At 40.2% G+C, this 14,263-nt stretch carries 7 protein-coding genes; 6 read left to right on the top strand and 1 reads right to left on the bottom strand.

The window, feature by feature from the left end; genetic code table 11:
• From alaS to AB5542_RS09600, 6 genes are all read left to right on the top strand, one after another.
• Positions 1-1,743, top strand: a 1,743-nt coding sequence (alaS, locus tag AB5542_RS09625; protein WP_368243043.1) for an alanine--tRNA ligase, incomplete at its 5' end; no start/stop codon positions are given.
• Positions 1,744-1,855: 112 nt separating this feature from the next.
• Positions 1,856-3,577 (top strand): tetratricopeptide repeat protein, encoded by a 1,722-nt coding sequence (locus tag AB5542_RS09620; protein WP_087419708.1) that lies wholly within the window; start codon positions 1,856-1,858, stop codon positions 3,575-3,577.
• Positions 3,578-3,698: 121 nt separating this feature from the next.
• Positions 3,699-4,994, top strand: a complete 1,296-nt coding sequence (locus AB5542_RS09615; protein WP_118305345.1) for a TlpA family protein disulfide reductase — start codon at positions 3,699-3,701, stop codon at positions 4,992-4,994.
• A 140-nt stretch (positions 4,995-5,134) separates the two neighbouring features.
• Positions 5,135-5,818, top strand: a complete 684-nt coding sequence (locus AB5542_RS09610; RefSeq protein ID WP_118305377.1) for a hypothetical protein — start codon at positions 5,135-5,137, stop codon at positions 5,816-5,818.
• Positions 5,819-5,979: 161 nt separating this feature from the next.
• Complete coding sequence (locus AB5542_RS09605) at positions 5,980-7,581, top strand: sensor histidine kinase (RefSeq protein WP_229782492.1); 1,602 nt, start codon at positions 5,980-5,982, stop codon at positions 7,579-7,581.
• Positions 7,582-7,607: 26 nt separating this feature from the next.
• Positions 7,608-8,300, top strand: coding sequence for a response regulator transcription factor (locus tag AB5542_RS09600; protein ID WP_087419711.1), 693 nt, complete (start codon positions 7,608-7,610; stop codon positions 8,298-8,300).
• Positions 8,301-8,355: 55 nt separating this feature from the next.
• Here AB5542_RS09600 and AB5542_RS09595 read toward each other — a convergent pair whose 3' ends face one another.
• A complete protein-coding gene (locus AB5542_RS09595) occupies positions 8,356-14,079 on the bottom strand; it encodes an alpha-2-macroglobulin family protein (protein ID WP_279038542.1) in 5,724 nt (1,907 codons plus the stop codon).
• Positions 14,080-14,263 lie beyond the last annotated feature (184 nt).

The following is a 14,263-nucleotide window of genomic DNA, read 5'->3' as shown; positions in this document are numbered from 1 at the left end:
TCAATTACAGACGGGCAGTTGCCTTCGAACGTGAAAGCCGGTTACGTGATCCGGAGAATCTTACGTCGGGCTGTTCGTTATGCTTATACATTCTTGGATCAGAAGGATGCATTCATGTATAAGTTGGTGCCGGTGTTGATTGAGGTTATGGGGCAACACTATCCGGAACTCTCTTCCCAGCGGGTATTGATTGAGCGGGTAATACAAGAAGAGGAAAATGCCTTCTTGCGTACATTAGATAAAGGTATAAAGTTATTGGATAAGATTATCGAGAAGACCAAGGCGGAAGATTTCTTGACTGTACCGGGGAATGTGGCTTTTGAGTTGTATGATACTTATGGTTTCCCGTTGGATTTGACCGAGTTAATTTTGAAAGAAAACGGATTGGTGGTAAATCGTCGGGAGTTTAAGGCCGAGATGGAAGCTCAGAAAGAACGTTCCCGTTCGGCTGCTGCCGTGAACACGGATGATTGGGTGGAATTGATTGCCGATGATACCCAGGAGTTTGTGGGGTATGATTACACGGAAACAGAAGTGCAGATTACCCGTTATCGCCGGGTGAGTACGAAAGGAAAAACGCTTTATCAACTGGTGTTTAATATAACTCCATTCTACGGAGAGAGTGGAGGACAGGTCGGTGATCGTGGCTGGTTGATTTCAGAAACGGAAAAGATTAATGTTTTAGATACTCATAAAGAAAATGGGTTGACGGTTCATATAACAGACCGTTTGCCGGAGGATTTGACTCAGGTGTTCACGGCAAAGGTGGATTTGGACAAACGGGTTGCCACGGAGAATAATCACACGTCAACTCACTTGTTGCATTATGCTTTGCGGAAAGTGTTGGGAACGCACGTGGAGCAGAAAGGATCATACGTGAGTGACGAGTATTTGCGTTTTGACTTTTCCCATTTTCAGAAGGTAACTGACGAAGAGTTGGAGAAAGTTGCAGCCATAGTGAACCAGGAAATTCGTAAGAATTATCCGTTGGAAGAAAGTCGGGCTATACCTATCGGGCAAGCCAAGAAAATGGGGGCGATGGCTATCTTCGGGGAGAAGTATGGGGATTTGGTCCGTGTGGTGAAATTTGGGGAATCTGTGGAATTGTGTGGAGGTACGCATGCCCATGCCACGGGGCAAATCGGGTTCTTCAAGATTATTTCAGAGAGTTCCGTTTCTGCCGGGGTTCGTCGTATAGAAGCCATTACGGCAGCGAAGGCGGAAGAATATATCTTGAATTATTTCAAGATGATGAAGGAAATTGATAGTATGTTTAAGTCTAACCGAGGTGTATTAGAGAATGTTAGAGAACTGTTGAACGAAAACGAGGGATTAAAGAAAGATGTAGAGAAATTCACGCAGGAGAGTTTACGGATCATGAAAGAAGGGTGGAAGAACGAAAAGCGTGTAATCCGTGATATTAACATGATTGTGAAGACGGTTATGATGCCCCCGGCAAACGTGAAAGATATTGCTTTCCAGCTAAAAGGGGAGTTGAATAACCTCATTCTGGTGATTGGTGGTGTCTTTAATAATAAGCCTCATTTGACCGTGATGTTCAGCGATACTCTGGTGAAAGACTTTGGATTGCATGCCGGGCAGATCGTCAAGGATGCTGCTCAAGAAATTAAAGGTGGTGGTGGTGGACAACCATTTTTCGCAACTGCCGGAGGATCAAATCCTGAGGGGGTTAGTAAAGCTCTGGAAAGAGCGGAGAAACTGATTTTGGATAAAATTCATTAGTTTTTGGTACAAAATTTGTGTAGCCTTTTATATATTAATAAAAATTTATACATTTGTTTTGTGAAAAAGGAAGTGAACTAATTTGAGTATTACAATAAAAATTAAGACGAGTATGAAAAAAACATTAGGTTTTGTTGCCGTTGTTGCCTTATCTGGGTTAATAACTGTGTCCTGTTCTTCATTGAATAAAATGAAGAAACGTGCAGGAGAAATCACGTATTCTGTTACTCCGGAGACATTAGTGGCTAAAGGAGGAATGGTTGATTTGAAGATAGACGTAACTTTCCCGGCTAAATATTTTAACAAAAAAGTGGCTATTGAGGCTACCCCTGTATTGCGTTTCAAAGGAGGAGAGAAAGCTTATGAAATGAAAGCTATCCAAGGTGAGAAAGTTCAGGGTAATGCAGAAGTGATTCCTTACGAAGCTGGTAAGACCGTTTCTTACATGAGCCGTATTCCTTACGAGGATGCAATGAGACTTTCTGATTTGGAAATCGATATTACCGGGGCAAAAGGTGCCAAAACCGTGAAATTCGATCCGAGAAAAATTGGCGATGGTGTGATTGCTACTGAAACTTTGGTAGTAAACGCTCCTGCAACTTCAGTCGGAGAGGATAAATTCCAACGGATTATCAAGCAACAGGAAGAGGCTGCTATCTATTATTTGATTAACTCTGCAAACATTCGTTCTAAAGAAATGACTTCTGAAGAAATGAAAAAGTTAGAGGCTTACATCAAAGAAGCTGCAGCGAAAGAAAATATGAACTTGAACGGAATTGATGTTAGATCATACGCTTCTCCTGATGGTGCTTATGATTTCAACGAGAAATTAGCTAACCAACGTGAAAAGAGTTCTTCTACTTTCTTGAAAAAACAAATGAAGAAAGGTAAAGTTGATCAGTATAAAGACGAGAATTTCTTCAAGAATTTCGTTGTAGCTGAAGACTGGGACGGATTCAAGAAAGCTATGGAAGAATCAAATATTCAGGATAAAGAATTGATCCTTCGCGTATTGTCAATGCACTCTGATCCTGAAGTAAGAGAGAGAGAAATCAGAAATATCGCATCTGCTTTCGCAGTTGTTGCTGATCAGATCCTTCCGAAATTAAGAAGATCTTTGTTTGTTGTAAATACCGAATTGATAGGTAAGTCAGACGATGAATTGAAAGCTTTAGCTAAATCAAATCCGGCAGACTTGAATGTAGAAGAATTACTTTATTCTGCTACTTTGTTCGATAATAACAATGATAAATTAGCTATCTATGAGGCTTGTATGAAACAATTCCCGAATGACTGGAGAGGTTTCAACGATGCAGGTATGATTCAATTTGAAATGGGTAATATCGCTGCTGCTCAATCTAATTTCAATAAAGCTAATTCCATGTCAGCTAACAATCCAGTTGTTCAAAACAACTTGGGTGCTGTAGCTTTGAAAAATGGTGATTTGAAACAAGCTGAAATTTATTTTGGTGCTGCTACCGGTGCTGGTGACGAAGTAAACTATAACAAAGGTATCGTGGCTATCAAGAGCGGTGACTATGCTGCTGCTGTAAATTATTTCGGTCAATGCAATTGTGTGAATGCTGCTTTAGCTAACGTGCTTGCTGGAAATAATAACGAGGCGTTGAAGAAATTGAATGCTGAAAACAAAGAATGTCCGATGTCTTATTACTTGAAAGCTGTTATTGGTGCTAGAACCAATGATGCAACTGCAGTAATCGAAAACTTGAGAAAAGCATGTTCTTTGGATGGTTCATTCAAACAATTGGCTGCAACCGATATGGAATTTGCTAAATTCTTTGAAAACAACGACTTCATTGCAATAACAAAATAATTATCTGTTAAGATATGCAAAAAGGCAACCATGCGGTTGCCTTTTTTATTTACCTTTTTTTTAACACATAGTTTTTTGCTGAATATATATCTTTGTATTCTAAAAATTAATGTGTTGACGCATGAGGAGTTTTGTAGGTATAATAATTATTATTCTTTTCGTTGCTTGTACTCGTAATAAAAGTGTGCAAGTATCGGGCCGGGTAGAGACAGGTGATACTGTTGTTTATTTTCAAGTAAACGATAGCCTTCATAAATTCCGCCTGGATGAGAAACATTATTTTTCCGGTAAAATAGAACTGGAAAAGGGTACCTATGCTCGTTTCATTCCTTATTCGATTCAAGTTTTTTTAACACCTGGAGAAGATTTAGAAATCAGTATGAATAACGTGAGGAATGTGTCCAATTCCTTGCAGTTTAAAGGTACATTGAGTGCAATTAATACTTATTTGAAGGAACAACAAAATCGATATTTCATTTACGATCCTAATTTATATAAACTGAATGAGAAGGATTTTGTGAATCGGATGCGGGAAAATATTAATACCAGTACCGTTTTGTTAGAGGCAAAGAACTTGGGAGAAGAATTCACGAAGCAAGAACGTGAACGGATCAGGTATCGTGTTGCAGAGCAGGCAATACATTATCCTCGTAGTCATGTTGCTTTTGATACATTGTATAAACCGGGAGTGTTGTATGATAATTTCGTGTCCGAGTTTGACATTAACAACGAGGATATGTTAGCTTTTGATTGTTACCAACGTTTTGTTTTGAATTATATTTATTACAAGGGACAAAATTTCAGTATGCGTCGCTTGGTTAATTATATCCGCTCAAATGTTAATAGTGTAAAGGTTCGGGATTATTTATTATCCGAGGTTGTTTATAATTATTTTCAGGAAAATGGGTTGAAAGATGCCGATTATTTATTGGCAGTATGTTGGAATGAAGTGTCTGATACCAGTAAAATGGTGAAGATAAAACAACTGGTAGATCGCTGGCGTAAGTTGTCTCCGGGGGCTACCGCTCCGAATATTTCTTTACAGGATAGTAACGGAAAGGCATTGTACTTAAAAGATTTGAGGGGTAAATTCCTATACATATCTGTTTGGGCTTCTAGCTATGGAGAGATGGATAAAGAGGTTCAGGCTGAGTGGAAAAAACTTGTCGAAGAGTATAAAGATAAGAATATTCTTTTCGCTACTTTTTGCATGGGACCTTCCCAATGGCTGGGACAAGTAAAAAATCTCCCCGGAGAACATTATGTCGTAAACAATACGTATGCATTCTATTCTCGCTATATGGTTACTGTAATGCCCCGCTATATGCTGATTGATCCGGAGGGGCGAATTGTCGATGTTGATGCACCGAAACCATCAAGCTCTGCTAAATTACTTTTAAGAAGTGTGGGGTTATAAATTTTTTTGTATATTTGTCCATGTTTACAGGGGGTAATATTGCTCGCTGTGATGTATGGTTTATTATAAGAGCTTGATAAAATAACAGATGAAATTTACATTCATGATAAGACATGAATGGGAGACAAAACTTATTTATTATGAAAAGATTTAGTTTATTTTTAGCACTTGCCACACTTTTGTTCTGTGCATGCGATAGTGATACTGTAAAAGTACGGGGAGAAGTAGAAGGACTGAACGGAACTGTAAAATTACTGGCAGAGATGCCGGGCGAACCGGGTTTGACGATTTTGGCTCAACAAGAGGTGAAAGATGGTAAAATAGATTTAAGAACAGATCAGTTTAAAATCCCGGGAAGAGTATGGGTTGATATTGATGGAAAGGCCACGGTTGAGGCTATTCTGGATACAAAAGATATGATCTGGATCAAAGGTAAAATCAAATTCCCGGATCAAATCGAAGCTGATGGTTCTGGTTTGATGGACGAGTACAAGGAAATCAAGAAGATGTACAAGGAAAGATTTGGTGAAGATATTGCCAAGATTGACAAGCGTATAGAAAAGATCAGTAAAAAAGAAAAACTTACCAAGGATGATGAAGTTATGCTGGGTATTCACCAGTTGCAAAAACAACGTTTTCTGAAAAAACAAGCCAATTGGACAAGAGATTTGATTGTTGCTAACCCGCGTAAAGAAATTTCTTTATTTTTGATTAAAGACCAGTTAGTGGATAGTTTGGATTTGCAAAAGAAACTATTCAACAAAATGACGGTTGAAAATAAAGAAAGTAACATTTACAAAGTGTTAGAGAGCAAACTAAAATAAAGCATAAAACCATTATAGTGGTTTTAATTTTCCCGTTTTTATTACTTAGTTGTTTTTTAGAGGTACCTTACCCGGGTACCTCTTTTTCATGATATTTTCTTTTCAAGTCATTGCATGATGAAATAAAAAATGCTATTTTCGCTGATTGTATATGGCAGCTTATGATTAAAAAAATAATAATCAGAATATTATCTATCATTATGCTTATCGCTTTTATTGCGGTGGTGAGCGTGCAATGGATTTGGATGAAATATAGTATGCGGGAAGGTGAGGCTCGTTTCACCTCAAAGGTGTACGATGTTTTAGGGAAGGCTGTTAATCTGGTTGAGCAAACTAATAATATTCGTCTTTTTAATGATTTGAAAGAACGCTACACGCAGGTGGAGGAAGTTATTTCTACGATGAATCATGCTCAGGATTCTGTATTGGCGGATGAAGATCCGGGTAATAACGAAATCTCTCTTTTTTCGCTTGCTTTCTCTAAAGGTAAAGTCGGAGAAGGGCAGGGGGGAAATATCTCTAGCATGTTGAGGATTTTCATGAATCCGGGAGGACGGATGGGCCCCGGCTATATCTTGGAAACGGACCGGGATAATAATATCCTTTATCAGGTGATGCGTTCTGCGACATCGGAGGCCGAAAGATTAGCCGATTCGTTGGAACGTCAGCGAATGATGGATCTGGTACGGGAGTTTGTGATTCGTTATTTGAGGGAGAAAGATCCGCAGATGGCGCAGGTGGAGAAACGTTTGGAGAACGTTGATTTAAATCCTTACTTGAAAGAGGAAATGATCAATACGGGAATTGATAACCCGTTCACGTGGAAGATTATGACCCGGGAGCAAATCGTACAATATATCAAGGAAAAGGGAACAAAAGGATTCTATTACGTAGAGTTGTTCCCCAATGACCAGACCACGAAAGATGCTAACCTGTGTGTGATGTTTGACACGAAGGATTCTCTTTTCTATAATAATATGGGATGGATGTTTATCGCTTCGGGTTTTTGTATTATCGGTTTGATGAGCGTGTTTATTATTACGATCGTGATTATCATGCGACAACAGAAATTGTCTGTGATCAAGAATGATTTTATCAATAACATGACACACGAGTTCAAGACCCCGTTGGCAACGATTTCACTGGCCACGTCTGCTATTGAGAAAGAAAAGGTGTTGAACGATCGAACACAGATATTGAAGTTTAATTCAATGATCCGTAACGAGAACGAGCGGATGAATAAATACGTGGAAAGAATCTTGTTGCAGGCTAAGCTGGACCGGAGAGAAGTACATTTGAAAAAAGTTCCTGTAAACTTGAACGTGCTGGTGGATGAGGCCGTAGAACATTTCAGACTACAAGTCGAAGAGAAGGGAGGAGTTATTCGAGCCGAACTAGATCCGGAAGGTTATGTAATATCTGCGGATGAGGTACATATGCTGAATGTTGTCTGTAATTTGATTGATAATGCCATCAAATATTCCCATGATTCGTTGAATATATACATATACACGAAACAGGAGGGTAACCGTTTTATTATTGGAGTTCGAGACACGGGAATCGGAATTCCGAAGGAGGCGCAGGACAAGGTGTTCAAACGTTTCTATCGGGTACCTAGCGGGAACGTGCATAACGTGAAAGGGTTCGGATTGGGGTTGAGCTATGCAAAATCGATCGTGGAATTGCATGGCGGAGAGATCCAGTTAACCTCGAAGAAGAATAAGGGGACTCAAGTAGAGATTATTTTTAAAATGGAGAGTTGAAATAGTAAATATATAAATAAATAGATATGGGACATAAAATACTCTTGGTAGAAGACGATCCTTGTTTCGGGTCGGTTCTGAAATCTTATTTGGAGTTATCCGATTACGATGTGATACACTGCACGAACGGAGTCGATGGCTTTGAAGCATTTCGTAAGGAAAAGTTCGATTTGTGTCTATTGGATGTGATGATGCCCGAGATGGATGGCTTTACTTTAGGTAAGAAAATCCGGGAGCTGGACGTTACAGTACCTTTCGTGTATATCACCGCTAAAAGTATGAAGGATGACATGAAATTGGGTTACGAGATTGGGGCAGATGATTATATTGTTAAGCCGTTTGATTCCGAATTGTTGATCTTTAAGATTAAAGCTATTCTCAGCCGTTGCGAACATGAAGAAACGGAAGTGAAACCTAAATTGATAGAATTGGGAGCTTACTTGTTTAACACGGAGTTGCGTACGATTACAAAAGGTGATGAAGTTATTAAGTTGACCCCGAAAGAGTCTCGTTTGCTGGAATTATTATATTATCATCGGGATGGTCTGTTACAACGTGATAAGGCCTTGAATGAGATCTGGGGAGCCAGCGATTATTTCACGGCCCGTAGTATGGATGTTTACGTGACCAAGTTGAGAAAATATTTTAAAGATGATCCAGCGATCAAAATAGAAAATGTACATGGATCAGGTTTCCGCTTAATTTTGGAAGAGAAATAAATGTGAGACTACAAAAAGAAAAGTTGAGAATCAAATTCTCAACTTTTCTTTTTGTTTACTGAACGGTAACGCTTCCGGCATCACTATTCGCTGAATATTGTGGAGCATAAATACATTGTAAGGTGGTAATGCCATCTTGATAAGTCCCACTTTGGGCAATCCATACCGTGTATTCGAACACGTGCGTGCCTTTGGGGAGGAAATCAAAGAATAAATTTGTTGCGACATCTGTAGTTTCTTGATAGTATCCAAGATTGTCTTGCCAGCGGTTACCAGATAGCTGTTCCGTGGGTTCGAAACATCCGGCTCTCAAATCTTTCAGATGTACGAATTGCATATCCTGATCATTGGTTACCGTGATGCGGATACAAATTCGGTCTCCGACTTGTAAATCCTGTCCTGCCAGTGGGGTAAGTGTATTGCCATTGGCATTTTCTTTCTGAATGAAAAGATTTTTCTTCACGGAGATACCACCTGAATGACTGGTAATCTTGTCTAATTTTTCAAAGTATTGTAAATATAGACCACCCCAGCTTGTTTGTTGCTGTTTCTTTGAAAGGGTTACGTTCATCATCTTCGGGGTAATTTCTTTACTTGTGAAAGTTTGTTTGATGTAACCGAGTGTTTTTTCTTCCGGGGAAACATTCAGGTTCTTGTTTCCGAGTTTGATAGTCAGTTCTTCTGATGATGCCAATTGATTATTTCCCGTGAGTAACAAGGCATAAATGGCGTCTACCGTACTTGGCGTTGATCCCCAGCTTTGGGTTTGTTTCTGCCGTAATAACCATTGTTTCATCAACTCCGTATCCATGGAATTTCCTTCGATCTCCCGGAAGGCGCTCATGATGGTCACGTGGGTTTGAATAGTGGAATTCGTGAACAGGGTAGAACGGTTGTTTGCCCAATACATTCCCATTTCGGGGGTTGTCGTGGAATATTCTTTCAGAGAACGGATAATTTGTTTGGCAATATCCGTTTTACCGTAACGTTGCATAGCGATGGCAGTTAAGGCTTTTTCGTAAAGAGAAAGTTTTGTCCATGACGTTTCCAGTTGGCCGAGATAATATTTATGTGCCTCCAGAGCCTCTGTCAGTGGAATATCTCTGTATGCGCTACGTGTGTACAAGTACAAGATTTGAGAATATCCGGCTGTCTCCACGTGTTTGTAGGATTCCTGTATTTGTTTATCCAGGAATTGTAATGCCTTGATTTGCATCTTTTTCACCTGTTCCGGGTGACTTGTGACGTTTAAAGAGACAAGTCTTGCCATAGCTTCCAGCACGTTTTCTGTCATGAAGGTACTGGAATTAAATCCTTTAAACCAAGACCATCCGCCATCTTCATTTTGCAGTTCGGCAAGTTTGTTGATCGCTTGTTGTGAGATGTAATTTTGGCGATTAACATCCAGAAGTTCTCCTAATGAATGCATCTGTTGAGTTTCATTCTGGGCATCGGTTACCCAGGGAGAAAGTTGCAATAGGATAGATTTCAATTCCGGGTTCTTTTCTAACGGAGAGGTTAGGGTGGCATCCGGTTTTTGCATCCACTGCTGGATGGTATTTGTGATCTGCGGGTTTGCGTTGGCAATGGCCGTGGCAAGTGTACTGACATAATAGGATGCCGTGATTTCGGTCACGTTATCTGTTTGTGGAGTGTTTATAGTCGGTAGAGCTAACACTGCATACCATATCGGGTTTGCCGTGAGTTCCAGGGTCAGGCGATACGGGGTGACACCTTTCGGGGCATTCAGCTTGAATGTTTGTTGGCCTTGTTGACTCGTGAATATGGGTAGTGTCTGGGTGACTAAAGTTGCGTTAGGAACCACGGGCAGTACGTGCTGTTCTCCATCACTGAATTCTGAAGAAGAGGCAACAATGCGACAGCCGAGTAAATCTATGTTCTCCGAGGCGGTAAATTCAAAGTTGACGGTTTGATTTTCCTGTGCCTTCACGTTAAACGTTACCAGCTGTTTGCTGATCACAGCATTGGTTGAGGGAACGAATAACTCAAGGTAGGCTTCTCCTTGCTGTATTTCCAACGAGAGATTATTAATTGTGGCTTGTAATACGACTTTATCCCCTGTACGTACGAATCGTGGTAAGTTCGTGTTAACCATGAATTTCTTACTTGTAACGACGAGTTTTTCAATTTGTCCGAACTGCATGGTCGGTGTGTGTGCCAGAGCCATGAATTTCCACGTGGTGGTTGATTCCGGTACTGTAAATTTAATGACCACGTTACCGGTTGAATCTGTCAAGAGTTGAGGGAAGAAAAAGGCTGTTTCTTGGAAATTTTGCCTGATTTCCGGGCTGGCAAGTTCGCCGGTTACAAAGGCCTCGTCCCTGGATTCTTTAAAAGAAGATATTCCTCTGATGTAGAGTTTCGGGTCGGAATTACTTAAGTTGGAAACTCCTGCTACTTTTCCGAAAGCAACAACCGCTACGTCTTCTGTCGTAGATTCTTCTGCTAAGGCTCCCGGTACTCCATCGTATCCTCTTACCATGATCTGTGCCTCGTTAGAGAATCCAAACTGATTTAGGCCATATAGATTTAATACATCATATTTAAATCTAGGGACATTTGCCCATTTGATGTGTTCGCTTAAATAACCGTTTAGCGGATAGGTGGTATATCTCCATCTGGGGGGCATGCTATAAGTGGAGTAGACAGGATTGAAGTTCCAGCGATGTGAACGAATTTTATCCAGCGAGACATCGTACATTCCTGCCATCATTTCCGCAATAACGGCTTTCCCTTGTTCGGTTTTGATAATGAATGACCATTCTTCCTGTTGTCCGGGGGTAAGGTGATCTCGGAATGTTTTCGTGGTAATATCCAGTTGTTTGCTTGTTTCTTTACGAGTTAAAGTAATGTTTTCTAGGAAGAATTTGTCATCCTTTATGTAACTGATAAAGACTTCAGCTGTTGGACCGTAAGTTTCCTTGTAAGGGATAGACAAGGTTGTATTGGAATTATTCAGCATGAAGCGTTTGCGTTCCATGAATTTCTGATTGGAATATACCTCATATAACACGTACACCTCTCTAGCGGACGAACCCACCAGAATTTTGGCATTTTCACCGGGAGAACATTCCGTTTTCTCTTGCACGCACCAATAGTAAGTCGGATAGGGAGGACGTTCATCTTGAGTGGAATACAGATAGACGATTCTTTGGTAAGTAATATCTTTATCGTTTCCTGTTCCCGCAAATTTCAACAAGTATGCACCGGAAGGCAAGGACGACAAGTTCATTTCCAGTTTTTTGTCTTCTCCGGTCGTGAACGTTCCTTCTCGAACTTTTTTGTCAATGGGTAGATTCCCTTCGTCATATTGCTCTCCTAATTTCTGTAACGGTTTAAGAGAGAACAGTTCGTATGTGATATTTTCTGTCAAGGGATAACCGAGTTGATTTTGGGTTGTAACCAGAATCTTACTTGGAAGATCTTTATTGATTTCAGGGGTTATGAGGGAGTTTAACTGATAACGTTGATTTGTGATGATAATCGGGTATTGCGCCTCCTGAGTTTCCCCGTTGGACGTTGTAACCGTGACGGAAACGGTATAAGTATTGAATCCTCTGTATATTGCAGGAGTATTGGGAGATTCTTTCGTTTGGAAAGAGATCTCAAATTCTCCTTTTGTATTCGTTTGTGTTTTTCCTGCTGCAATCGTATTTTCCTGGAGGCCCCAATCAAAAGTACGGGTTTGGATGGTGTAGGTAACCTTGCTATTTTCGATGTTGACTCCGGAATAAGTTTTGGCAATACCGGAAACGGTAAGCCGGTCCCCTAATTTATAGGCATCCTTCAGTGGGTTAAACGTGATCTCGAATTTTGGACGTTTGTATTCTGCTACGGTGATCATTTGTCTACCTCCATCAGTAGAGATGATAAACATACCATTCAACACTTCTTTGGGCAAGGAGAACTTTCCGGCAAAGGATCCGAACTTGTTTGTCCGGACTTCTTGTTTTGCGATAACCTGTTGATTCACGTCTTGTAAAGTTACCGTATAGTTTTTTCCGACAATCGCTTTGGACGCATCTTGGGTGGATTCCCAACTGATGCCGCTGAAATATACTATTTGTCCGGGACGATATATTGCCCTGTCCGTAAAAAGGTTTACCGAAGATAATTGGGCATCGGTACGACCAATGTATTGGTAGGGAAGGCGGTTTATTGTACCATGATTATCTTCTCCCAGGGTAACTTGATAATAATTGTCAGGATTGGATTCATTCAACGTGGCAATCCCGTTTTTGTCGGAAGAAAATTCTCCTGCGAGACTGTACTTTTGTCCGTTTCTCTTGTAGATTTTTACTTTTGCTCCTTCGATGGGTTTCCCGCTAATGAGATCACAAACGAGGACATTATAAGTTGTTTCTCCCGTTTTGCGGGCAATGGTAGATAGACGACTGGAACTGAAATAGGATGAGTCCGCTTTGGAATTATTTGCGTAAGACACGGTTAACTGGTAACGTCCCGTGTTAGGTACGGGAAGTCGTAGAATCGTGTCCTGAGAATCCAGTCGCTTGGGAAGACGATACGTGTGAGTCGATATTTTTTCCAGTTTCGGAACTCTTTTGTTCAAATTCAGGTATTCCAGAGTGGGTTCCGTGATTTTGTACAGCGAGATTGAAATTTCTGATAAGTTCTTGAAGGAAAGGTTCACCTCTTGTTTGTGTCCCGGGTACACGTTGGGATTTATAGAATAGGATACGGTAGTTTGGGTGATTTCCTTGGCTAATTGTTTTAAAACGTCTATCCGGAAATACTTGGGGAACTGGCGTATCCCGCTATTACATATATCCAAGGCTTTTTGAGGATCTCTATTACTTGAAATATAATTTCCCTGGTAATAATATTGGGCAAGTTTGTAAAGAATTTCAACTTTGTAAGGGTTTTTGCTATATTGTTGTGACAATTGTTCTAAAGCCTGAATGTATAAAGAATCGTTCAGACTTAAACCGATGATATTGTTCGCATACTCCAAACGGTCCAGATCGGAAATAAGAATGGCATCCGTGCGTTGAGCCGCGATCTCGGATTGTAATAATGATTGATAAAGTTTGAGCGTGTTTGAATAAGCATCCATCTTTTTTACCTCGATGGGCATTTGGACAAATTCCTTTACCGGGGCGAGCAATAGTTGCTTGTTCGTGAGCGGTTCCTGTCTATCGTAACGAAAAATAGTGTTTAGAATATCAATACTGCGATACACGAGAAAATCGTACATCGTCGGACGAAGTGCCGGTGAGTTTTTCCCAAGTACGAGAATTTCTTTGTACGAGAGGCAATTTACCTCGGAGAGTTGGGGTTGGGCTTTTACCGCATCCAGTGCGTGTTGGAATATTTTTTCTCGATATATGTTACCTGTCCATTCTGCCATATTACGGGGTACGTAACCCGTGATTGGTGTTCTACGGTTGATCTTCCCTCGTTGGGTATTGAAGTACATTTGATAAAGTTCTGCCAATAACGAGTGGAGAATACTTTTTTCAACAATATTCTGGTCTGTTTCTATGTATTCTTCCAAGTTTTGCAACATGGGAGGAATACTGTCCATATCAATTAAAGATTGGTATTTGATCTGGCGGATTAATGATTGAATCAGCAACGGAGAGTTTTTTTCTTTTATTGCTTTCTGATAATCCTTTTGTGCCTCGATTAAGGCTGTTTTCGGTGCTGCCTCATTTTCTTTGTCGGAAACATTTTTTTGTCCGAAAGCGGCAAGTACACCGAATATTAATACCGTGATAATAAGTAATCTTTTCATCATATCGTTATCTGTTTAATTATACTTTTCCTTTCTATGTTTATTCGCAATTCCTGGGGGAAATGTTATTACATAGATGCGGGGAGAACAGAAATTCCATAAATGTAAGATAAATAATTGAAGTTTTTTAGAATTATGTAATTGATATTAAGTCGAGAAATTTAAATCTTTGGATATTGGTGAATTT

Origin of the sequence: Butyricimonas sp. RTP31003st1_G1_RTP31003_210430 (assembly GCF_040920905.1) — a bacterium.
In the GTDB taxonomy this organism is placed as follows: Bacteria; Bacteroidota; Bacteroidia; order Bacteroidales; family Marinifilaceae; genus Butyricimonas; species Butyricimonas paravirosa.
This window is presented reverse-complemented; position numbering and strand designations above follow the sequence as displayed.

Bases quoted from the DNA above. Each gene is read 5' to 3' on its own strand.
- AB5542_RS09610 (WP_118305377.1), top strand. From the start codon at position 5,135: ATGAAAAGATTTAGTTTATTTTTAGCACTTGCCACACTTTTGTTCTGT.
- AB5542_RS09595 (WP_279038542.1), bottom strand. From the start codon at position 14,079: ATGATGAAAAGATTACTTATTATCACGGTATTAATATTCGGTGTACTT.
- AB5542_RS09605 (WP_229782492.1), top strand. From the start codon at position 5,980: ATGATTAAAAAAATAATAATCAGAATATTATCTATCATTATGCTTATC.
- AB5542_RS09600 (WP_087419711.1), top strand. From the start codon at position 7,608: ATGGGACATAAAATACTCTTGGTAGAAGACGATCCTTGTTTCGGGTCG.
- AB5542_RS09620 (WP_087419708.1), top strand. From the start codon at position 1,856: ATGAAAAAAACATTAGGTTTTGTTGCCGTTGTTGCCTTATCTGGGTTA.
- AB5542_RS09615 (WP_118305345.1), top strand. From the start codon at position 3,699: ATGAGGAGTTTTGTAGGTATAATAATTATTATTCTTTTCGTTGCTTGT.